The 23,057-nt window shown below is 41.4% G+C and carries 22 protein-coding genes, 2 tRNA genes and 1 pseudogene; 10 read left to right on the forward strand and 15 right to left on the reverse strand.

Annotated features, from left to right (window positions below; translation table 11 throughout):
- Positions 1-81: 81 nt before the first annotated feature.
- From TT12_RS00350 to TT12_RS00360, 3 genes and pseudogenes are all read right to left on the reverse strand, one after another.
- A pseudogene (locus TT12_RS00350) lies at positions 82-785 on the reverse strand (ubiquinone biosynthesis accessory factor UbiJ).
- 118 nt (positions 786-903) lie between these two features.
- Positions 904-2,064 carry a bifunctional demethylmenaquinone methyltransferase/2-methoxy-6-polyprenyl-1,4-benzoquinol methylase UbiE gene (gene ubiE / locus TT12_RS00355; RefSeq protein ID WP_045451207.1) on the reverse strand — a complete coding sequence of 387 codons (1,161 nt, stop codon included), beginning with the start codon at positions 2,062-2,064 and terminating at the stop codon, positions 904-906.
- Positions 2,065-2,145: 81 nt separating this feature from the next.
- Positions 2,146-2,856, reverse strand: a complete 711-nt coding sequence (locus TT12_RS00360) for an FFLEELY motif protein (protein WP_045451210.1) — start codon at positions 2,854-2,856, stop codon at positions 2,146-2,148.
- A 253-nt stretch (positions 2,857-3,109) separates the two neighbouring features.
- On the opposite strand from TT12_RS00360, the gene TT12_RS15930 reads away from it, so the two are divergent.
- The 3 genes from TT12_RS15930 to TT12_RS00370 all read left to right on the forward strand — a co-directional run bounded on the left by TT12_RS15930 (position 3,110) and on the right by TT12_RS00370 (position 6,997).
- A complete protein-coding gene (locus TT12_RS15930) occupies positions 3,110-3,409 on the forward strand; it encodes a hypothetical protein (protein WP_243443187.1) in 300 nt (99 codons plus the stop codon).
- Complete coding sequence (locus TT12_RS00365) at positions 3,387-4,751, forward strand: ATPase (protein ID WP_243443188.1); 1,365 nt, start codon at positions 3,387-3,389, stop codon at positions 4,749-4,751. Before TT12_RS15930 ends, TT12_RS00365 begins: the two co-directional genes overlap by 23 nt.
- 638 nt (positions 4,752-5,389) lie before the next feature.
- Positions 5,390-6,997: an inorganic phosphate transporter gene (locus TT12_RS00370; RefSeq protein ID WP_045448242.1), complete on the forward strand. Its 1,608-nt coding sequence runs from the start codon at positions 5,390-5,392 to the stop codon at positions 6,995-6,997.
- 120 nt (positions 6,998-7,117) lie between these two features.
- On the opposite strand, the gene TT12_RS00375 is transcribed toward TT12_RS00370, so the two are convergent.
- On the reverse strand, positions 7,118-8,761 hold the full coding sequence (locus TT12_RS00375; protein WP_413786955.1) for an aminotransferase class I/II-fold pyridoxal phosphate-dependent enzyme: 1,644 nt from the start codon (positions 8,759-8,761) through the stop codon (positions 7,118-7,120).
- 649 nt (positions 8,762-9,410) lie between these two features.
- Here TT12_RS00375 and msrB point away from each other — a divergent pair.
- The 4 genes from msrB to TT12_RS00395 all read left to right on the forward strand — a co-directional run bounded on the left by msrB (position 9,411) and on the right by TT12_RS00395 (position 10,981).
- Complete coding sequence (gene msrB, locus TT12_RS00380; RefSeq protein WP_045451213.1) at positions 9,411-9,836, forward strand: peptide-methionine (R)-S-oxide reductase MsrB; 426 nt, start codon at positions 9,411-9,413, stop codon at positions 9,834-9,836.
- A gap of 151 nt (positions 9,837-9,987) precedes the next feature.
- A complete protein-coding gene (locus TT12_RS00385) occupies positions 9,988-10,473 on the forward strand; it encodes a glutathione peroxidase (protein WP_045451216.1) in 486 nt (161 codons plus the stop codon).
- A gap of 304 nt (positions 10,474-10,777) precedes the next feature.
- Positions 10,778-10,853 (forward strand) — tRNA-Val (locus TT12_RS00390).
- Between the two features lie 51 nt (positions 10,854-10,904).
- Positions 10,905-10,981, forward strand: a tRNA-Asp gene (locus TT12_RS00395).
- A 284-nt stretch (positions 10,982-11,265) separates the two neighbouring features.
- Here the strand turns inward: TT12_RS00395 and TT12_RS00400 are convergent.
- The 3 genes from TT12_RS00400 to TT12_RS00405 are packed head-to-tail and all read right to left on the reverse strand — an operon-like array spanning position 11,266 to position 13,515.
- Positions 11,266-12,486: an ATP-binding protein gene (locus TT12_RS00400; protein WP_243443189.1), complete on the reverse strand. Its 1,221-nt coding sequence runs from the start codon at positions 12,484-12,486 to the stop codon at positions 11,266-11,268.
- Positions 12,480-12,746, reverse strand: a complete 267-nt coding sequence (locus tag TT12_RS18975) for a hypothetical protein (RefSeq protein WP_353511606.1) — start codon at positions 12,744-12,746, stop codon at positions 12,480-12,482. The genes TT12_RS00400 and TT12_RS18975 overlap by 7 nt, the downstream gene beginning before the upstream one ends.
- A gap of 1 nt (position 12,747) precedes the next feature.
- Entirely contained in the window at positions 12,748-13,515 is a 768-nt protein-coding gene (locus tag TT12_RS00405) for a heavy metal response regulator transcription factor (RefSeq protein WP_045451219.1), read from the reverse strand.
- A gap of 274 nt (positions 13,516-13,789) precedes the next feature.
- On the opposite strand from TT12_RS00405, the gene TT12_RS00410 reads away from it, so the two are divergent.
- The 3 genes from TT12_RS00410 to copM all read left to right on the forward strand — a co-directional run bounded on the left by TT12_RS00410 (position 13,790) and on the right by copM (position 15,797).
- The gene (locus TT12_RS00410) at positions 13,790-14,392 is read left to right on the forward strand and encodes a DUF411 domain-containing protein (RefSeq protein ID WP_045451223.1); all 603 of its coding nucleotides are present in this window, start codon (positions 13,790-13,792) and stop codon (positions 14,390-14,392) included.
- A gap of 77 nt (positions 14,393-14,469) precedes the next feature.
- Positions 14,470-14,937 carry a DUF305 domain-containing protein gene (locus tag TT12_RS00415; protein ID WP_045451226.1) on the forward strand — a complete coding sequence of 156 codons (468 nt, stop codon included), beginning with the start codon at positions 14,470-14,472 and terminating at the stop codon, positions 14,935-14,937.
- 125 nt (positions 14,938-15,062) lie between these two features.
- The gene (copM, locus tag TT12_RS00420; protein ID WP_227678864.1) at positions 15,063-15,797 is read left to right on the forward strand and encodes a CopM family metallochaperone; all 735 of its coding nucleotides are present in this window, start codon (positions 15,063-15,065) and stop codon (positions 15,795-15,797) included.
- Between the two features lie 260 nt (positions 15,798-16,057).
- Here the strand turns inward: copM and TT12_RS00425 are convergent, their stop codons facing one another.
- The 8 genes from TT12_RS00425 to TT12_RS00460 form a co-directional block, all read right to left on the reverse strand.
- Positions 16,058-16,393: a T6SS immunity protein Tdi1 domain-containing protein gene (locus TT12_RS00425; RefSeq protein ID WP_045451229.1), complete on the reverse strand. Its 336-nt coding sequence runs from the start codon at positions 16,391-16,393 to the stop codon at positions 16,058-16,060.
- On the reverse strand, positions 16,374-16,769 hold the full coding sequence (locus TT12_RS00430; RefSeq protein WP_207803928.1) for a GAD-like domain-containing protein: 396 nt from the start codon (positions 16,767-16,769) through the stop codon (positions 16,374-16,376). Before TT12_RS00430 ends, TT12_RS00425 begins: the two co-directional genes overlap by 20 nt.
- A 312-nt stretch (positions 16,770-17,081) precedes the next feature.
- A complete protein-coding gene (locus tag TT12_RS00435) occupies positions 17,082-18,233 on the reverse strand; it encodes a hypothetical protein (protein ID WP_201605002.1) in 1,152 nt (383 codons plus the stop codon).
- Positions 18,234-18,279: 46 nt separating this feature from the next.
- The gene (locus TT12_RS15005) at positions 18,280-18,726 is read right to left on the reverse strand and encodes a hypothetical protein (protein ID WP_201502384.1); all 447 of its coding nucleotides are present in this window, start codon (positions 18,724-18,726) and stop codon (positions 18,280-18,282) included.
- A 27-nt stretch (positions 18,727-18,753) separates the two neighbouring features.
- Positions 18,754-19,386 (reverse strand): hypothetical protein, encoded by a 633-nt coding sequence (locus TT12_RS00445; RefSeq protein ID WP_045451234.1) that lies wholly within the window; start codon positions 19,384-19,386, stop codon positions 18,754-18,756.
- 157 nt (positions 19,387-19,543) lie between these two features.
- The gene (locus tag TT12_RS00450) at positions 19,544-20,068 is read right to left on the reverse strand and encodes a hypothetical protein (protein ID WP_198330575.1); all 525 of its coding nucleotides are present in this window, start codon (positions 20,066-20,068) and stop codon (positions 19,544-19,546) included.
- Positions 20,065-20,496: a hypothetical protein gene (locus tag TT12_RS00455; protein WP_045451239.1), complete on the reverse strand. Its 432-nt coding sequence runs from the start codon at positions 20,494-20,496 to the stop codon at positions 20,065-20,067. The genes TT12_RS00450 and TT12_RS00455 overlap by 4 nt, the downstream gene beginning before the upstream one ends.
- Before the next feature lie 2 nt (positions 20,497-20,498).
- Entirely contained in the window at positions 20,499-23,057 is a 2,559-nt protein-coding gene (locus TT12_RS00460) for a DUF2345 domain-containing protein (RefSeq protein WP_045451241.1), read from the reverse strand.

Genomic DNA, 23,057 nt, shown 5'->3' on the forward strand with positions numbered 1-23,057 from the left:
AAACTGTGCTTATCTATAAATTGCACTTATCTATAAACAGTGCTGTCGATAATAGAATTTAGCGATCATCGACGACAACAGTTATTGATGAAACGAGTTATTGAGAAAACGTGTCTGTTCATCTTTGATAGCAGCAAGTTTGGCCTCTTCACGTTCGACATCAGCCCGCAGCTTTAACAGTTGCTGCTTAAGATCGTTTACTTCTGCTGCCTCGATAGGATCAGGAGCACTATTACCTGCCACCTCATTAGCCCAGTCGCTGACATCGTCAAAAGCGCGTTTGGCACTATGGCGCCAGCTGCCTTTAAGCTGTGAGATAAGTAGATGCAACTGATTGGCCATCGGCTTACCAATAAATGGCTCAAGCTGTCCTGCAACATCTGGATCGAAACCTGCGACCAGTTGTTTGAGCTGCATGAGTACCTTGTAATCACCCGCGATAGGCAGGTTGCCTCAGTGCCACGCATCAGATTCAGCAGTTGCGCTGGGTTATCTACAGTAATGGTACAGTCTGGGCGACTATGACCAATCCGTGCGCGCTCCATAGTGGCTTGTTGGTGCTCGTTCATCGCGCCACTTTGCTCAAACACGCTGTCTGTTGTCACCGGCTCAAAACGCAAACGCTCATGAGTGAATAAAATATCCAAACGAATCTCAGGCATGGCCATATTGAGTCGCAACACTTTGCCAGCAAGCGGTGCCAATCCTGATTTGGTAATTTCATCACTCGCAATAGCAAGGTTAATCAGCTTTTCGGCACCCGCCAAAAGTAGAACAGTCAGCATAAGGCTCTCGCATAGTCAGTTGAGCGCCTTAAAAGAGCGCATCATTTGTAAAGGTCAGTTGCCACCACTTTACGTGATGGCATGTCTATTACTATGTAATGTAATTCAAAACTTAATCTTACGCTTTAAAGCCGCGATGGACAGCGACAATACCAGCCGTTAAGTTATGATAATCACAATTTTCAAAGCCCGCTTGCTGCATCATTTGTTTCAACGTCTGTTGATCAGGATGCATACGAATCGATTCGGCCAAGTATTGATAACTCTCAGAATCATTGGCAATCAGCTTGCCCATAATAGGTAAGGCGGTAAATGAGTATAAATCATAGGCTTTAGACAATGGCTCAAATACAGGTTTTGAGAACTCCAAAATTAATAAACGACCACCTGGCTTCAGCACGCGATACATCGATTTGAGCGCTGCGTCTTTGTCCGTGACATTACGTAGGCCAAAGCTGATAGTGACCAAATCAAAGCTATTGTCATCGAATGGCGCGAGTGTTTCGGCATTGGCCAATACAAAATCGACGTTGTTGCAGCCAGCATTGATTAAGCGTTCACGACCGACTTCTAGCATGGCGGCATTGATATCTGATAACACTACATGGCCATTTCTACCGACTTCACGGCTAAAAACTTTGGCTAAATCACCTGTACCACCAGCGATATCAAGCACATGCTGACCCGCACGCACGCCTGATAAGCTAATGGCATAACGCTTCCATAGTCGATGAATACCAAATGACATTAAGTCGTTCATGATGTCGTATTTTTTGGCAACTGAGGTAAAAACATCGGCAACGCGCGCTTGCTTTTCAGCTTTATTGACAGTCTTATAGCCAAAATGCGTTTCTTCATTACCGTCAGTATCAGGCGTATGTGGGTTATTGATGTCATCACGTTGATTAAAAAGCGTTTGTTTGGCGGTTTGTGTTTGTGCAGATACATTGTCTACATGGTTGCTATTAGCGTTGTTGCTGATATTGTTACTGGTAGTATTATTTGGCATAGTGGTTTGTTGGCCTTGTGGCGTTCCCGTTGGTAGGTCTTGGACTTGTGTAAAGTCATTTCTCTTGCTGTTTTCGACGCCAGCATCAATACCTGTATTAAGCGTGGTATTAGTTTCATAGCTTCGACGTGCTTGTACTTGTGACGTAATATTTTGATTGTGGGTGATGCTATCTCTGACCAATTTATCTTGCAGGTGACCATTAGTCGTGGTGTTGAGCGCTGGCTTTTGGTCAGAGTGAGCGGTGTTGTTATTGGTATTATCGGTCATAGCATTATCCTGTTATTCACTTTTATGATTATTGGTTTGCAAGGTATAAAATAGCAGCTAACCAAGCAAATGATGCGTCTATCATACACCAAACGTCATTGGCTTACCGCCATTATCCGTCTCATGAACACGGTCAATAATCTCAAGTTCACGCTCACAAAACGGTTCAATAAAGCCGCTGACACTTTTTAGTGGTTTCATCGCTTTAAAGCCTGAATCGATAAATTCATACAAAGGCTGATAGTTGTAACGGTAGGCGGTGCCTTTAGCCAAGGCAAAGGCTTTTTGCAACATAAAAGAGTTTATATATTTATCGGTACGATAGCACACCTCTTTTAAATGACCGATTTGGATACGTCTGGTGTCGGCTTCATTGACTACGCGATAGGCGTTCAGCATGTTGTCTTCGTTAACGGCTAAATCTTGAGCCAATAGCCATTCTGCTAAATGTAAATCTAGCTCTATCGCTAAGATAGCTGCTTGTATTGCCATGCTGCCAGTCTCTAAAGCCGCTGCTGGCGCAAAACGTTCAACTTTTTGCGCTTTAGGCACAATACGTTCTAACTGTCTGGCCAGCAATTTAAACTCATCGCCGCCATACAATTGTGTCAAAAAATAATCTGCCATCAGCTGATTTTGAGGTTGCTCGAACAAGTCTTTGTGAGTGTTCTGAATACGATCTCGTTGCCAAGCTTGCACCTCACTAAGTTTATCGTTTAATGCCAAATCTTCATGATAAGGCAGTGCCCAAAAACGGTTCAAATGTTGTTGTAAGTCGGCTAAAGAGGCCATGGTCAGTAAACCTGCATAAAAGTAAAGAGGATTAAAAGGTTGCGAATAAAAAGCTCAGGATAAACCGTGTTTTATACTTTTGGTTTTTGTATTTATAGAGCGTGATTACAGCATGTGTCTGAGATTGTGTTCACCTTAAAAGAAAATAAAGCAGAATACAAATGTCAAACTGTTACATAGCAGCGTTATTTACCGAATTGCTGCAATGCTATGATGGCGCTAACACGCTTTCAATCATAGGATGATGACAGTTATGAGCAAAAATAATAAGACGACTGAACCCACCGCACCACAAGCGCTAACTGCACAATTTAGTGAGCAGATTATCGATGAGCGCTTAACTCCCAATCCCCTGAGCCAGTTTTCTATGGACAACGATGCACTGAGATTGGCACTGGTCACGGCCCAATATGCTCTACGAGCAACGCGGCAACAGACGCCGCCAATCCTCAATAAACCAACAGGCTATTGGTATTGGTCAATGGTATGGAGCAGGCAGGCAAGGGTACCGCTGTCAAGCAATTGCGCCAATGGTCGATCCTCGACTACTTAAAGTTGAGGCAACCGTTGGTGATTGTCCCTCAGTATATCAGCCGATTTGGCAGGTACATACCAAGGTGTTACCCCGTCATGGCGATGTGATGGTTTATTTTGGCAACTGGTATGCTGACTTGCTTTATAACGTCATGCGTATGGCAACATCAGACAATGACAAGTCTGACAACGACAAAGCGTTACCGATTGCGCAATGGCAAGCATATTTACAGCAGCAGCTTATTGAGCTACAAGCGTTCGAACAAGACCTCGCTGCCAATCAAACCCGACTGCTTAAATGCTGGTTCCATGTCGATATCGAAACGTTGCAAGCGCGATTGAATGACGATGAAGCCGATCCGCAGTTTTTATACCAAATTGACTGGAATAGTAAAAAAGTTATCGAAACCTTTAATCAAGTGGCTACCGTTCTGCTACGCCAGCAAGATGATTGGATCATCATTGATGGTGATAACAAGTCAGATGCGGCTGACCATTTTTGCCATGAAGTGCTACAAGCGATGCAAACCGCGCTAATAAGTAGTAAAATCAATAAAGTACAAACCTCTGATAAATCAAAGGCTAAGAAGCAAGCTCAGCAAGCACTCAAATCAGCAAAGTTTGAACCTGTAAAAATTCCTAAATGTTTAAAAGATATCGATGAGGCAGAGATTGATAAGTCGGACTACCGTGATGCGTTGGTAGAAAAACAAGTTCGCCTTGCCCAGTTGCTGCGTGCGCGCAAAGGGCGTCATATCGTTTTTGCCTTTGAAGGAATGGACGCTGCTGGCAAAGGCGGCGCGATCAAAAGATTGGTTGCGCCACTCGACCCACGCGAGTATCAAATTTATAATATCAGTGCGCCAATGTTATATGAGCTGCAACATCCTTATCTATGGCGTTTTTGGACCAAACTTCCGAACGAGCAAACCGACCGTATTAGCCGTATTGCCATTTTTGATCGGACTTGGTATGGGCGCGTTTTGGTTGAGCGCATTGAGGGTTTTGCCACGGATGAGGAATGGCAGCGTGCTTACGATGAAATCAATCGCTTTGAGGCGGATTTAGCCGCGGCGGGGACAATCGTTATCAAATACTGGTTGGCTATCGATAAAAAAGAACAGCTTAAACGTTTTGAGGCACGTCAGGAGACACCGCACAAGCAGTTTAAGCTGACGGACGATGACTGGCGCAACCGTGATAAATGGTCGGATTATGTGCAGTCTGCGGCGGATATGCTGGCACGTACCGATACAGAGTACGCACCGTGGTGCGTCATCGCGACCAATGAGAAGCGTCAAGCACGTTTGGATGTTTTAGATCATGCGATTAAGCAACTATCAGCGGTGTGTGGCAGCTGATATGTGATTGGTCATTCAATTAGGTAGCTGTTTACAAAGCGCCATAATTATATATTTAACGTTAAATAAATTCAGGGAAAGAGAGTATAATGCGGCGTTATAGCAGGATGTTCTCTAACACATATGCTGGCAGTTACAAATCTTGCAATATCATCATGCATTATGCGCTTATATTTAATATAATAGGCGCGTAATAGCTCCTGCTGTGCACGCTACTCACTGAGTGAGTAGCGTGTTTTTACCCTTTGATACAGACATTTTAATCACTCTGGTTAATAAGTTTGGCAAAGTTCTTACAATAGCAGTTATTAGCACCAAAATTATTACTACGACATCTCTAAGCCGCAAGCTGCTGTAATCAGACGATTTGGCAATATTCCTTGCGGCTTTGTGACATATTGAGTGATGTGTTTTACCTTATTTACTGCCTTTACGTAAAATAAAATACGAGTAAATAAAAAATAAGCGTTAGGGTAGAGCACCAAGATAGCAGTAAGAAAAACCGTTTTTTAGCAAGCATATTGCGCGTTTCATATACGTTATATTAATGTCAGAAGCTATCACGAGCATTATTAATAGCCGCGCAATGTCATCAACCGCCTATAATTTCAATCAGCTTACGCAGGACGTATCAACGTATGGGTATTAGCAACAGTTCTACAGAGCCAGTCAAATCAGTCGGTTCTATGAGAATAAATCTATTTTTTGCCATTTTACTGATTGCGATGACCGCCTACTTTTTGTGGTGGGGTCTAGATTACACGATGCGTCAACAGACGACGCTATTTATTGTGGCTACTGCTTTTGGTGTCTTTATGGCATTCAATATTGGTGGTAACGATGTCGCCAACTCCTTTGGTACCTCAGTAGGTGCAGGGACATTGACCATTCCACAAGCGTTGGGTATCGCAGCGATATTTGAAGTGTCCGGAGCCGTACTGGCAGGTGGTGAAGTCACCGATACCATTCGAAGCGGCATTGTCGATTTAGATGGTCTTTCAGTAACGCCCAACCAATTCATTTATGTCATGCTGTCAGCGCTCATCGCTGCCGCATTTTGGCTGTTATTTGCCACCAAAAAAGGTCTGCCCGTTTCGACCACGCACGCCATTATTGGCGGCGTTGTTGGTAGCTCTATTGTATTAGGTATCACGTTAGGTGGTACTGAAATGGCATTGTCAACGGTGAATTGGAGTACGATTGGCACCATCGCGATTTCTTGGGTATTATCACCGCTATTGGGCGGCGTTTTGTCCTATGTATTATATGGACAGATTAAGAAAAATATCATCGAATATAATGATAGAACAGAGGCGCACATTGCGACTTTGAAAGGCGACAAAAAAACCTTAAAACAAAACCACAAAGAATTTTTGGACGGTTTAACAGAATCAGAACAACTTGCCTATACGTCAGCGATGTTGCGTGATCAAGAAATCTACAAAGATGATGATTGCGATGTTGAAGATTTAGAGACTGATTATTATAAACAGCTTTATGAGATTGAAAATGAACGCAGCAACCTTGATACGCTAAAAGCGTTGAAGCAATGGGTTCCTATCATTGCGGCTGCAGGCGGCGCGGTCATGGCCTCTTTGGTCATCTTTAAAGGTCTAAAGAATGTCAATAATGGCATGACGACGCTGCAAGGCTTTTTAATCATGGGTATGATCGCGGCGCTAGTGTGGCTTGCGACCTTTATCTATACCAAGAGTATCCGCGGTAAACATAAAGAAGATTTGACCAAAGCGACGTTTATTATGTTTAGCTGGATGCAAGTCTTTACCGCCTCTGCTTTTGCCTTTAGCCATGGCTCAAACGATATTGCCAATGCAGTCGGTCCTTTTGCCGCGATTATGGATGTTATCCGTACCAATAGCATTGCGACTGAAGCCGCTGTACCACCTGCTGTCATGCTGACCTTTGGTGTTGCGCTTATCGTTGGTCTTTGGTTCATTGGTAAAGAGGTCATTCAAACGGTTGGTACAAATTTGGCAAAAATGCATCCCGCTTCTGGTTTTTCAGCTGAATTGGCTGCGGCTGCAGTGGTTATGGGCGCATCAACCATGGGGCTGCCCGTCTCAAGTACGCATACGCTAGTTGGCGCGGTACTTGGTATCGGTATTGTCAATAGAGACACCAATTGGGCGTTGATGAAACCTATCGGTTTGGCATGGATCATTACTCTTCCTGCAGCAGCGGCAATGTCTGCAATCAGTTATATCATTTTGGTCAATATTTTTTAACACGTACGCTTATTAAGGTTTTTGCTTAAATCTTATTTAACGTTATTTATAAGCAAGTTTCAAATAAAAAACGCTTATCAGTATCATGCCGATAAGCGTTTTTTTATGTCAAATTAAGGTCTATTCGGTACCAAATTGTTTGCGTTTTTTGGCAAAGAAGCGATCTAAGCGGTCCATGGCATCTTCTAAATCATGTAAGTTTGGCAAAAACACCAAGCGGAAATGATCGGGCTTATCCCAGTTAAAGCCTGTTCCTTGCACCATTAATACATTTTCTTCAACAAGCAAATCCATCATAAATGCCATATCATCTTCGATAGGGTAAATATCAGGATCCATCTTTGGAAAGCAATAAAACGCGCCTTGTGGCATGGTACAAGAGATACCTTTGATCGCATTAAGCCGTGACACAGCCATTTCACGCTGCTTATATAAGCGCCCACGCTCTGACGTGAGCTCTTTCATGCTTTGATAGCCACCCATTGCCGTTTGGATGGCATACTGACCTTGGACGTTGGAACACAAGCGCATAGACGCTAACATGTCCAAACCTTCGATAAAGTCAGTGGCATGGTGTTTTTTGCCAGACACCATCATCCAACCTGCGCGGAATCCCGCGATACGATGAGATTTAGATAATCCATTGTATGAGAGCACCAGCACATCATCAGTCAAGGTGCTCATTGGGGTGTGTACCATATCATCATAAAGAATACGATCATAAATTTCATCGGCCATGATGATTAAATCATGCGCTTTAGCGACCTCAATAATTTGTTTGAGTAATTCATCACTATAAAGTGAACCCGTTGGATTATTAGGGTTAATCACCACGATACCTTTGGTTTTAGAGGTGATTTTAGATTTAATGTCTTCGATATCAGGATGCCAATTGTCGTCTTCATTACAGCGATAATGTACCGCTGTGCCGCCAGCTAGGTTCGCCGCTGCCGTCCAAAGCGGGTAGTCCGGCATTGGGATAAGCACTTCGTCACCATCATTCATCAAAGCCTGCATGGTCATTACAATCAGCTCAGAAACTCCGTTGCCCAAATAGACATCACGGACATCAACTGCCGATAGCAACCCTTTTGATTGGTAGTACTGTAGGACGGCTTTACGCGCTGAAAAAATCCCTTGCGAGTCGGAATAGCCGGTCGCGTCTGGTAAATTCATTGCCACATCGCGCAAAATCTCATGCGGGGCTTCTAAACCAAAGGGGGCTGGGTTACCGACGTTCAGCTTTAATATACGTTTGCCTTCTGCTTCCATCTTATTGGCTGTTTGTAGTAGCGGGCCGCGAATGTCGTAGCAAACATTTTGTAATTTATCCGATTTTTTTATTGTGTTCATAGTGTGACCACTCATAGGGTTATTTTGTGAGTTTGTATCTATAGTAGGAGTTGTAGCTGTTTGATTGGTTTGGGAGTCACGCATCTTGTCAGTTTGAGCGGATGACGTATTTTGACTATTCTTATTATGAGAATGAGTGCTTTCACTCACTTCTTTATTATTATCACTGTCGTTTTTTAGTTCACCGCGTAACAGATAGCCTTCGCTGCAGCCTAAAATGTGTGCTAGCGTTGGTAGTTTAGATGACACAATGCCATTGGTGCCACGCTCCCAATTCGAGATAGCACCGCGACTGACTTTTGCGCCTGCTGCGGTCATGGCTTGCGCTAATTGCTCAGCAGTCAGCCCTTTATCACGACGTAGCTGTACCAGTCTTTCGGCTTGTGTGCTTTTATTTTTGTCATCAGCCATAATCATTCAAGCCTTTATTATTCATTAATTGGTAATAGAGAGAAGGAAAGCAGGCATTTGTTTTAATTAAGCCTTAATGCAAGATATTATTGCATTATCAGTATCAATGCAAGCTGTTTTTAAGGAAGATGTATTTATCAATGCAAGAATAACTTGCATTGATAGTATTATAGTTACCTCATTGCTACTCTACTAGGGCGTGTCCTTATTTTAAAAATGGTAATAAAAATGAGATAAATTGTCGTTAAACAAGGAAAGTAGTGCAAATAATATCGAGATATTGCTAAGCTATTTGACGATGTTTGGCAAAATTTAGCCATTTTTAGCTCATTTAGAAGATAATCGATTGAATTGAGGACACGCCCTATATATCAAACTTCTTTCAGAGAATCATTGTCGTGGCTACATCTATATTCATTGATACGTTAAGAAAATTTGCTGTATTTTATTTATCATAGCTTTTTCAATACCTTACACTATCGCTTGTTTATGATAGTTTTCTTGTAATGTATACCTTGAATATTGAGTGGATAAACAATAGATAAGGCCCATCGTTTTTATAAAAATATGGCGATAAAGTGTTAGTTAATAGCAGATAAAAGCTAATGCTAATGGATGAGATAATACATACCCAAATTAAGGATACATTATGCAAGACAATCAACTTAGCCAAGAAGAGATCAGCCAATTAACAGAAGCTGATTGGAAAGAGCGTTTGAGTGCTGATGAATATCACGTGATGCGTGAAAAGGGCACAGAACGCCCATTTACGGGCGTCTATAACGATGCGACTGATGACGGTATTTATCGCTGCAAAGGCTGCGGTGCGAGCTTATTTGACTCAAGCAATAAATTTGATGCCAGCTGTGGTTGGCCAAGTTTTGACCAAGGAGTTGATAACAGCGCTATCGAGGAGCATGTGGATAATTCGCTGGGCATGACGCGGACAGAAGTGACCTGTAGTAACTGCGGCGCACATTTAGGTCATGTCTTCCCTGACGGCCCAAGCGAGACGACGGGGATGCGCTATTGCATCAATTCTGTGTCTATTGATCTAGATAAATCTGACAAGTAATCGGTAGAACAAGTCGCTTAAATTGTTTTAGAATCATGGCAAAGAAGTGCGATATGCTTCTTTGCCAGTTATTAGAACTATGAATGTTATTGAGACATGAGCACGGCTTAAAAAAACCAAAATAATAAATTAATCAATTTAAGGACAAATGATGAGTACTATTTATGATTTTACTGCTGAGCACATGGACGGAACTGTACAAGCCTTTGCTGATTATCAAGGTAAGATGTTATTAATCGTCAATACCGCCAGCAAATGTGGGTTTACGCCGCAATTTGAAGGTTTAGAAGCAATATATCAGCAATATAAAGATCAAGGATTGGTCGTTATTGGTTTCCCTTGTAATCAATTTGGCGGGCAAGATCCAGGCAGTAATGAGGAGATTGGCGCATTTTGTCAAAAGAACTATGGTGTCAGTTTCCCAATGATGGCGAAGGTTGATGTCAATGGCAAAGACGCTCATCCTATTTTTGATTGGCTCAAAGAGCAAAAGGGTGGCGTATTAACAGACGGTATCAAATGGAATTTTACTAAGTTTTTAATTGGTAAAGATGGACAGGTCATTGACCGCTATGCGCCAACCACCAAACCAGAAGCCATAAAAATGGATATCGAACAAGCATTAGCCAGTAAATAGGGTCATGCTTGAAAATTTATTGGTTTTTTATAAAAATATAAATCCAATGAAAACATAGGCTTGTCAGATTAATAAATAAAAACCTATAAAATAGGTTAAAAAACTGAAAATACTGTTTGACAGCCATGTGTAAATCTATATAATACACACCCACAGCAAGGGGACTTAATTAAGTTCAATGTTGTTAGAATTTTTACTGACTTAAAGCGTGACAACTTTAAAGATTAAACTTTCTATAAAATTCCTTTTAAGGAATTTTAACTTGCGAAGCTAAAATTGCAGTGCAATTTTTTAACGCTTCTCAGGGTGATTAGCTCAGTTGGTAGAGCGTCTGCCTTACACGCAGAATGTCGGCGGTTCGAATCCGTCATCACCCACCACTCTTTTTAGCGAGTGTCTCTGTAATAAGAGAAGATGCTAAGACGACCTAAGCAGCGGTAGTTCAGTTGGTTAGAATACCGGCCTGTCACGCCGGGGGTCGCGGGTTCGAGTCCCGTCCGCTGCGCCATATTTAGTAAAAAGCTAAAACAAATTTAAACTCTCGAGTTTAAGCAAGTTTCGCCTCAAACATAATTTTGTTTGGGGTTTTTTTGTGTCTAAAATTCTTCTTACGGCCTTTATCTATAAAGGTTGGCTTTTTTTCCCTTATCAACTCTTAGGGAATAGTCTGTTTTTAATAAGGTATTCTCTATAAGTTTGGTTGCATACATTCTACCTTTTGGTCACCGACCACTTCCTTGCTGACCACCTGCTCGGTGACCAAAAGGTGACCATTTCTCGATTAAACACGCCCTATGATTCTTTTAATAACTGTACGTTAACTTGAAAGTAATACTCATCCTTAATGGTAATACTGACTTTGCCGTTATGGGCATTGACGATCGCTTGTACGATGGCCAATCCCAGCCCTGTGCCCGAGTGCTTATTATTGGATTTGTGATGACGATAAAAGCGTTCAAACAGTCTATCTGCTTCCGCTTGAGTTAGAGGCGTCTGCAAGCGATTAGTGATGGTGATGTTTAGCGATGGCTGCTGAACCGTTTCTCTAAGGGCGTGAGCGTTATGTTTTATAAAGCTAGCAGTCTTAGAAACGGCGGTAATAGTAATGATACTGTCGCTGGCGGCGTAGTAAATCGCATTGGATATCAAGTTGGCAAACAGCCTTTGTAACAAGCTCTCATCCCCTAATACCACATCAAATGCCCCTTTTTTCTCAAAAGAGATACCGCGCTCTTCGGCTATCAGCTCAAAATAATCGATGAGCTTAATTATCAGTGAGTTGGTATCGACAAGATGACGTTGTGAGTCGTAAAGACCTTTTTGAGTTTTTGCCAGCAATAGCATATTGTTAATTAGCAGGGATAGTTGCTTGAGCGTGTCGTGTTGATGATGTAGCTGCTCGACATATTCTTGATGGTCTCTAGGTTTACTGAGCATCACTTGAGTTTGAGTGCTTAACGTTGCCAGTGGTGTGCGCAGTTCGTGAGCAATGTCATCAGAAAACTGTGATAATGAAGCAAAGTTGTGTTCGAGTTTATCCATCATGGCATTATAAGCGTCAGCCAAGGGTCGCAACTCGCTTGGCATTTCAGAGACGATGATTCTATCGTCTAACTGCTCGGCGTTGATACGTGCCATTTTTTGACTGATGGTCGCTAAGGGGGCGAATCCTAAATAGACGCTAAAAGCCGCCACTGATACCAAGATAAAAGTAATCGCAATAAGTATCAGAATAAGATGGTGATTAAACTGGGCAAGGTATTGATGATGCACATCAATCGGTAGCGCGATTAATGCCAAGCGATTAGAGTGCTCAATGACCAGCGCGCGATAATGACGATGATTAAGCTGCAAGTCAAAGGGTTGATCGCGGTGCTGCTGCCATAGTTTTTCGACCAATTGGGAGTCATTGAGTTTATCAATAAAATTCTTTGGCTGACTATTAATGATATGTCCATTATGGTCAGTAATAATTGTTTTGACTTCATAATCTGGTCGAAAAATATCTACCACAGATGATGCTGTATTAGCGAGATGAGCAGGGTCGGCAAGGTTGTCAGAGGCTGATCATCCGATGTCACCTCTGTCATATACTGTCGTAAATTAAACGCAGCATGAGTCAGGATCTCTGAGTCCATTTGTTCAAAATGATCATTAACTGAACGCTGTATCCATATGTACAAAAAAGCTTGAGATATCAGCACACATACCGTTAATACTAGGGTAGTGCGCCACAGTAATGACAAGCGTCGATGCTCTGATTTATATGCCATGCTATTTTACTTCAACATGATTGAGTTTAGAAACCGTATTAGCCTCATTACTCATATCAATGTTGGTTTCATTATTAACTGTAACGGCGGTATTGTCCGCTTCTAGTTTATAGCCCATACCGCGTACGGTATGAATGAGCTTACTTTCAAAGCCATCGTCGATTTTACTTCGTAAGCGTCTTATCGCCACATCAATCACATTGGTATCGCTATCAAAATTCATATCCCATACTTGTGAAGCGATGACAGAGCGGGGCAATACTTCGCCTTGATGCTCAAGTAAAAACTGCAATAGCGCAAATTCTTTGGCCGTCAATTTGATAGAACCTTTATCTCGATGCACACTACGTTTGGCGATATCCAGTTTTAAATCAGCCATTTGAAGCACTGTGCTGGCGTAATCTGCTTGATTGGCACGGCGTAGTAAGCTTTTGATTCTGACCAGCAGCTCAGCGAAGGCAAAAGGCTTGGTAAGATAATCGTCACCGCCAATCTCAAAGCCTTTTATACGGTCACTAAGGTCATCTTTTGCGGTCAAAAATAATACAGGGGTGGTGTTACCAGCAGCGCGATAGTTACTGACCAGCTCAAAACCACTGACATCAGGCAGCATCACATCCATCACCACGACAGTGAAGTCCTCAGTCATCAGAGCATGATAACCATCTAAACCTGTGGTTCTATGCTCAACGATAAAACCTGCCTCGCTTAAACCTTTTCTAATGTAGTCGCCAAGCGATAACTCATCTTCGACTAACAATACTTTCATAGCATACTCGCGCCAATTATTTAGGATGAGATCAATATAAAATGTCTTTATTATTATCAATCATAGAGGAATACTGGTAATAAACCTATGCTCAGTCTAGAAGATGACAAAATTGTCATCTTGGCGTCATCTGACTGTCAGAGTGGCTATGCTAGTTTGGCTTTAATACATCCTAATTTTAATATTCAACACCATGAAATATTAAACACCATGAAATATTCAACACTATGAAATATTCAACACTATGAAATATTCAACACTATGAGAAGCCTCTATGATGCCTTTTACCATTAAGTTTGTTCGAGGGTCAGCGGTCTTATTAACCGCTGTCATATTATCAGCGTGCGGGCAATCTGACAGCAATGCTTCTAATGCTAGCCCCTCTACTGCCAATGCCGCTAACGCCAGCAGTGGTGAGGCAAACGCTATACAGAGTAAGCAAACAGTGACACCAGCCAACAACCCAGACCTGCTCAAGAACGTGTCAGCCACTGTCTATAAAGATGCCAATTGTGGCTGTTGTAAAGAATGGATAGGGCACGCAGAAGATAATGGGTTAACGACAACTGCACATGATGTTGCAGACTTGTCATTATTTAAAGAGCGTTACGGTGTACCTGCTGAGATGCGTTCTTGCCATACCGCCGTTACTAGTGATGGTTATGTCATCGAAGGTCATGTTCCTGCTAAGTATGTGGCTGAGTTTTTGCAAAATCCACCAAAGCAAGCCATTGGTTTGGCGGTACCGGGTATGCCCGTCGGTAGCCCTGGTATGGAATATCAAGATAAGTTTATGCCATACCAAATTATGCAAATCAATAAAGATGGCACAAACCAAGTATACGCTGAGATTGAGTCCGCAGAGCAGCAGCTATAAGCCAATACTTTAGATAGATTTTTTAAATTTCAGCTACTCATTGTAGTACTGATAGCAGCATTGATGGAGACTGACTGATGAATCATACAGAGCAAAAACAGATGAACCCTTATGTAAAGTTCACCCTCATGATTCTGACGTCTACCGTGGTGATGTATATCATGATGTACTTCAATACTTATGAGTGGGATCATATTTATTTTAGTGAGACCAGAGCCTATATGGCGCTATATATGGGCGCAGGCATGGCAGTGATTATGCTCGCCTTTATGAGCAATATGTACAAGAAAACTAAGGTCAATTTAATGATTTATGGTCTTAGTGTGCTGATGTTTGCCGTGGGTATCTGGGGCGTCAGATCTCAAGCAACCGTCGATCAAGTAGATTGGATGCAGGCTATGATAGCGCATCATTCAATTGCGATCTTAACCAGCTCAAGAGCCGATATAGAAGACCCTAGAGTACAGCAACTTGCTGATGACATTATCGAAGCACAAAAACGTGAAATTAAAGAGATGAAGGCACTGATCGAAGCATTAGAATAAGCAGCCTTAAAACACACTCCTCTTAGTACATAAATTAAATGATTTTTCCAACTGGTGGATCTTAGCTGATTTGCCAGTTTTTATATGAACCATAACTACCAAATGATCGTAATTAAGGACCTACCATGAAAATGATAAGAAACTCACGTCTTGCCATGCTTGCAGTTAGTATCAGTGCCATGATGATGCTTGGCGCTTGTCAGCCGACGAATGATGTAACAGAGGCTACTGTCAAAGACGAGGCGGCTCCCGTTAATAATGCTACAACAGACACTAGCGCGATGGATGCGCATGCAGGTCATGATATGTCAGGTGATGCGATGACGGGCATGCATGGAGAGTATAATGACTCTATGACTAAGATGCATGATGAGATGATGGCAGGTATGGCATACAACGATCCCGATGCTGCCTTTGCCCAAGGAATGCTCGGTCATCATATGGGTGCTGTTGATATGGCAGAGATTCAGCTAAAGTATGGTACGGATGCAGAAATGCGTCAGTTGGCACAAGAGATTATTGACGCTCAGAAAGCTGAAATTGAGCAAATGCAGAACTGGCTTGCCAACCATCCTGATGCTGCTGAGCCAACGTCTGATACTGAAGCCATGCAGAAAGCTTATGCTAAAGGTATGGATACGATGCATAGTGAAATGATGGCAGGTATCGCTGACTCTAACCCAGATATGGCATTTGCTCGTGGTATGTTGCCGCATCATATTGGCGCAGTAGATATGGCAAAAATACAGCTAAAGTATGGCAAAAATGAAGAAATGCGTCAATTGGCACAACAAGTAATTGACGCGCAGCAGGCTGAAATTGAGCAAATGCAAAACTGGATAGCCAAGCATAATAGTTAAATAATGAGTGCTTAAGAATGGATGTATTTTAGATAAAAAGCAGTGCCTTATATTTTTTAAGGTACTGCTTCTTCTACTTTACATTTCTTAATTTTCTCTAAAATTTCGCTAGTGCCTGTATCAATATGCGCGTCGCCACCTTTGTCTACCATAAGCCTTAAAAGCTTAAGTCTCTCAGGTACGCCATTGATATGAGTAAGACTTGCTAGGATAATATAACTGTGTTTAAACCACCCGAAGGTGGCTTATGTCATTATGAATCATTTCAAATTATCTAAATCAGGCAAAGTTGATGAATTTTCAACGCCAAATGCCATTTGTCCCAACTTCTTAAAGTCTATGTATTGGATTTCAATCAAGTCGGGTAAAAGATTGAGATGTACAAAGATATTCATCTTATCTATATTTTTGATAGAAGCATTGTCACTAATAGCAAGGGCAGGGACAAAGCCAAACATTTCATCGTATTCAAGAGCGCCAAACTTCTTGATACAGCGTTTGAATAGTGGTTTGTCGTTGTTGTCATATATATCTGTATGATCTAGCTTACTAAAACCAAAAAATAGCTCTAACTTTTTATCTGCGTACTTCTGCAATATCTTCTTTGTCTCCTTCTTCTTGATATACCCAACCACGAGTCGGAGTGATTGTATAGGCATGACCTGTTTTTTTTCCCCAAACGTAGAGCTTGCCAAAGCCACTACGAGCGATCACATAATAGTTATCTTTCCGCGTGATTTCTTCATCTAGCCAGATAGCTAATTCATCTTCATAATCAGCAGGATTAACCATCCAAAACAGCCCTTGTTTAAAGCGACAAAAACCAAAATGCTGCCAATAGAAAAGAAGTCTATTAGGCAATTTACCACGATAATAATCTAAGGTAGCTTGATCAACCGGTTGTTGCCAATCAGGTTGACCGAATTTTTCTAAAAAATAATCAAATCCTTCATCTATAATAAAGTGACTCATTTTGATATCCTTTAGATGTTTATTTGTACATATTAATCAGTGTCAATGATATTTGTTGGTAGGTGTTGGCTTGCTATTTATTATTACTGTTTAATAATGCCTTATTAATTGCCCTGTGGTCGTTTAATTCTCTATCAAGCCCTAGTTGCATCAAAGTAGCAGGATGATACTGGTAGTTGTCCTGTTTGTTATTGGAGCTCGAGCTCGAGCTTGAGTTGAGAGTCATAAATATAAAAAACCACACAAAGGTGGTTTAAGTAAAATAATAACAAACTAACCTTTTTCACCTTCAAACTGCCAAATAACTTCGCCCTATTGGTTGTTAGGGTAATCAGGCATGATTTCACCTTGCTTAAAGTAGGCACGACTGTTCGCTTTTGCTTGAGTGAACCAGTAGCCTGACTTAGGGCAAGGCTGATTTGCTGGGCAACGCCCTTTGGCTTGACTAGTAATTTCAGGTTTAGCGGTAGGCTGGTTCTCATAATAAGGCGTCATATCTTCACCCGCCTCAGAACGCTGCATAAACTCTTCATAAGTTATTTTATAGGGGTCAATAGAGATAAACTTACTGGTGTCGATGCCTGTTTTCTCTAATATCAGAGGGAGGGTAGAGTCAGGTTGATCTTGTTGAATTTTTAATCCCATATTGATGGCAGAAGTTTCATTCTCTAATCTCCAAGAGGCTATTTCTGGATAGGTTTCTGGGTAGGTATCCTGCCATCTGATTCTATCCTCAGAGTCTAAATTGGTTTGAATTTCTTCTAATTCGTCATAGACATCTAAACTAATTAGATAATAACGATTACCAGTAGATGGATCTGTTTGTCTATTTATCCTAATGTCCATATAGATTTCCGTGCCATATCTTAATCGCCATAGCTGTAGATCATTAAGTTGCATCCATTCTTTAAAAGTAAGTGGGTAACTGTAGTCAAGATATAATTCTGAACCTGCATCTGTCGTTGCAAATGTAAAACTGTCTTTGGCAGTCAACCTAGGAGCACTATTTGAATGCGCATACGTCCAACCTTTATCTTGTAGTTCTTTAAAGAAAAACATCATTTTTTTATAAGCATCTTCGTCTGATATACCGTTGTCTGTCTTATCGAAGAAAAAGTCAACTGTAATTTTATTCAACCCTCTCTGCTCGCTAGTTACCTTATCCATAGCTAAAATAGTGACAACTTGGTCAATCTTAAAACTATCATCAGAATAATGGAAAATTACTTTCCCCATGTTGTTTGTTGGAAAATCATAACCCTGAAAAATAACGCCCATAGGTTGAGCATCCGCTTCTTGAAAAGCTTTATACTCAGGGTTGGCATCGTATAACTCTTTAGCAGTCATGTTTAATGAAATTTCTAAAGGTTTATCAGGCATAGTGCTCTCTTTTTCTGCTTGGCAGGCAGTAGCTAAAAAAAGAAAACTAAAGCAAATCAGAGTAATGAAAATTTGTTTAAACATAATATTGAACATGCCTTAGTTGCTTGAATAATGGGATTTTATATCCTTACCCTTGTTCACCTTCAAACTGCCAAATAACTTCGCCCCATTGGTTGTTAGGGTAATCAGGCATGATGTCACCTTGCTTAAAGTAGGCACGACTGTTCGCTTTTGCTTGAGTGAACCAGTAGCCTGACTTAGGGCAAGGCTGATTTGCTGGGCAACGCCCTTTGGCTTGACTAGTAATTTCAGGTTTAGTGGTAGGCTGGTTCTCATAATAAGGCGTCATATCTTCACCCGCCTCAGAACGCTGCATAAACTCTTCATAAGTAATTTTATAAGGGTCAATAGAGATAAATTTACTGGTGTCGATACCTGTCTCTTTAAGTACGAGTGGTAGCGTATAATCAGGTTGATTTTGCTGAATCTTCAATCCCATTTTAATGGCTTTAGTCTCGAAAAAAAGTCTAGCTTCAGGTAATCCGCCATAAAGCTTACTATATTCTTTGGTCAAAGATTCATCATAGTTATTAGGAATGATTTATCTTATTAACTCTAACTCATCGAAAATATCTAAGCTAATCAGGTAATGACGGTTGCCTGTTTCAGGGTCACTTTGCCTATTTATTCTAATATTCATAAATACATCTGTACCATGTCGCAGTTGCCATATTTGCAAATCACTGAGCTGCATCCATTGCTCAAAGTTCAAAGGGTAGGTGTAATCAAGATTAAAGTCACTTCCACCTTCTTTTGTGGCAAATGTAAAGCTGTCTTTAGGGCTTAAACGAGGTTCACTTAAACTTTTAGCATAAGTCCAACCTTTATCTTGTAGTTCTTTAAAGAAAGACATCATTTTCTGATAGGCATCTTCGTCTGATATACCGCTTACTTTATGGTTGAATAAAAAGCCAAGATTGACTTTCGAGAGTTTGTAATTTGCTTGTTTGTTATCGTCGTAAGCCAAGACTGACATAACACCGTCAATACTTAACTCACCATTAGGATATTTAATAATGACAGTAGGTTCTTTATATCTTGGAAAATCATAACCTTGAAAAGTAACCCCCATAGGCTGAGCGTCTGCTTCTTGGAAAGCTTTATACTCAGGGTTAGCACCGTATAAATCTTTAGCAGTCATGTTTAATGAAATTTCTAAAGATTTATCAGGCATATTAACCTTTGTTTTAGCTTGGCAAGAAGTAGCTATTAATATGATAAAAAAAGAAGTAATGAACCTTAATCGCTTCAACATATCTATCTACTCATTCAGATCAAACATCAAAGTGCACTGCTTCTTACTTATTGCTATTCTAATTTCTATCATTAAGTCAATCGATTTTTTGGCTGTTATAAGATTTTAAAGCATCATATGTTTTAACCGCATCAAAGCTTGTGTTTAAATAACCGATTGACTTTAGTTGTAACATTTCTTCTGATGTTAAATTTGAAATATTATTTACTTTGTCTATTATATGACTGCTGACTATTTCTTCAGAAATTAAACGTGCTCTCTTTCGTACTGCGGAGCTTTTTGCCTTATCTGTTGATAAAGCTACAAAATATTCAAGTGGAGCTGCACCATTTTTAAGCATACATATCTTATAGTTGATATCTGAACGATATAATATGTAATCTTTAACTTTTTTTATGTCAATTTTACTTATCTTCTTTAAAGTACTTTCATCAGGTAAAGTTCTGTTTTTTTCTTCAGCAGTGCATAGATCTATAGTGTTCTCGTACTGTTCTATTGCTGATTCTAGAGTAAGTTTATCTTCTAATTGTGTCTCTGTTTTAGCACAAGCCGGTACTGAAAATATGATTAATATTAATGAAAAGAATATAGTTTTTTTCATGGTATACATCCATCGTAAATAGATCTAAAGAATTTAATTTCATCGTTACTTGCTCCATCACTTTGAAGGTCAATGACAGCCATACCTGCTATGTCTTCAACTTTTCGTCGAGTTATCTTACTCACGTCTCTCATACCTTCTGCAAGCATTATCCAGTCTGTTGATTTTACTGCAACTTCTGCATTTAAAGTTGTTCCGCCTATAAAGACAGTAGCTACTCCTCCTATACCTAAAAATCTTGTTAGCCAGCTACCAAGTTTAAGACGAGAGTTAATATCATCTAAATATTCAGATCCCTTTGCACTGAGCACTAAATTCTCAAATACAGGACAAGATTTTAAATTTTTGTTCCCCTTTGTAATCTTCACCTGTTTAGTTTTACCATCTAAAGTAGTTTTATCTGTAGAATATTGAGGCGGTTTTTGCATAACTAATAATCTCCATTCGTTGATAGATAGAGGTGAACATTAAAGTTTTCTTCAAGTGATGATACAAGGTTTTCAGTTTCACCCTCAGCATTAGTGATTCCAAAATAAATTAACTCTTTTACCTCAGATATTGCACGATAATGAACATGACTATAGGGGTTACCATCATCATCAGTAAACTTAAATTTAGTTTTATAAAGCTTAATAGATCCCCAAGGGTCTTCATTTCTTAGATGTACTTTAATCTTATTGGAGTCAGAACTATAAAAAGTCTCAGTATTTCCCTCAGCATCAGTTACACCCTCGAATGTTTCTTTTGTATTCTCATTAATAGCAATATATGGTGTATTGGTGTAGGCGATATCATCATCGTCAGCGAACTTAAATTGCGCTTTAAACATCGCACCAGCTATCAAACTCGGCAACCCCGCCAAACCCATCCCATCCCTTCCACCCCCAGCCTTACTATGCTTACCAGCCTTCTCCGTAAACTGCTTTGCGGCTATCGTAATATTTGCGCCATCCAAAGTGATACTTGCACCACCAGCGGTAAGTGTAATTTTATTCGTCGCTACTATCTCAACCTCTTTGGTCGAGGAGGCTATATTGACATCTTGCTTAGCCGTGGCTTCAAGCTTACCCGTATGGGCGGAGAGGGTGATATTCTCTTTGGCATTGGTCATGCTAAATTGACCATCGGCTATGATATTTAGAGACTCGCTACTGACTTGGTTATGACTCTCCCCACTACTGATCATCATATCTTGCTGCGTAGTACTAATCATCTCACCCATACTTCTGTGAATCAGCGTATCGTCACTGACATAAGCACTGTCTGCTGCGCTATCGATTAACGCGAATGGCATTGTTTGATGGGTTTTGGTTTGCTGTTCCTCTGCGATAGTCTCAAGCTGCGTCTTAATCGCTTTGTGGTCATTGACATGACGTCCAAGCCCTGTTGCCAATTGTGTTAAACGTTCGGCTAAGTGCTGACCACCTAATGCAGTTTGGGTCAGGGTCGGGGTGTGCTGCTGGTAGTTATGCTGTCTAGATTGCGTATGAGTTTGCGGTTGAGTGGAAAGGACGAGAGCTTCGCCTGATTTTATATTGATTTGAGCGTTAGTAGCCGCATTGATGCCTTGACGTTTGGCTGTGTCTGATGGATTGATGACCCCCATCTTTAGACTGGCAGATATCCCGGCACTGTCTACTTTTAGCTGCGAGTACGCTTGTTCTGTACGGTGATCAGTAATCCATTCTGATAAACCGTTGCCTGTGTTGCGATAACCGCTTTCAATCGCTTGTTCATTGTCCGTGGCAAATAGGCTAGGGCGAGTCGATGACAATAAACTGCCAGTGTTAATTAGATGCTCGCTATCGCCGATAGATTGCATGAGGGTTTGGTCATCCGCTCTATGGGTGAAGTGTGTGCCGTAGTTCGCGCCAGCCTGAGCCTCAAGGCGACTGATAGGCTGGGCAGGGCTATCCAGTAAATAGCTGCGCGTGGGCGTCATATGGTTACGGCTATCCATCTCATTTTGCATTTCGGTGATACCCGTCATCGGCGGTAGAGCGCGTCTGCTATATAAAGGACCGATCCATGGGGTATCAGCGGTAATGAGGCGCAGTTGAGTTAAATGAATGCCAGATGCTAATGTCGACGCATGACGCTGTTGGTGGCGTGAGCTTTGGGTCAGCCCTGTGACATGCGCCAGACTATTGCGTGCCAAATGAATGATATGAGTAGCACGGTAGTGTTGATTGAGCGCACTGTGATCGACAAGCATAAAAGTATCAGCAACACTCAAATCGGTAGCATGGGCTAGGGCATGATAGGCGCTATATTGACTTTGATGACTGTTTGCCACGATGGTTGCTTCGTCTATGGTTTCAGTATTGGTTACTGGCGCAAAAGCAGCTGGCGTGTCTAATGTGAGAGTGTGGTTATTTGAATGGCTTATGTTATTAGGGTTACGGCTCATCGTAACGTCAGCGGACTGCGTTGGGTGTGCAACACTGCTGCTATTAAAGCGCTGCATCGTTACTGAATTTGGCTGGGTGATGACCTGCTCACTCAATGCCAATACTGGTGCATGGACACGGTCATGTAACACTTGCTGGTAACGCAGCGCGCCAATATTTAGGCTGATTCCATCGCTATTACTTGGACTATGCGATGTAATAACGAGCTTTGGTGGACTGTGCTCGTCCGTTTGCTCATGGCGCAGATAGGCGGTCAGCCCTTGACGCGCGAGCCGCTCGCAAATATGTGTCCAGTCGCTTATTTGCCACTGGGTCATGCGTGCTGGTGACCAGTTAGCATCTTCACCATTGTTGCTGTCATCGATGATTTCTATATCCAGCGTAGCCGTGCGCTCTGCTACTATCGCTTGTACGGTCAAATGAGTATCAATGTGACCGCGTATATGCTGATGCAGACGATAAGTGATGGGCTGGGCGAGCAGGCGATAATAGCCGTAGCTGCCATCATGATCTAGCTGATGCACAGCCGTTATATACAGATGACGAAAGCTTAGGCCACTTGGAATATCAAAGCTCAA

Origin of the sequence: Psychrobacter sp. JCM 18903 (assembly GCF_000586475.1) — a bacterium.
Taxonomy (GTDB): Bacteria; Pseudomonadota; Gammaproteobacteria; order Pseudomonadales; family Moraxellaceae; genus Psychrobacter.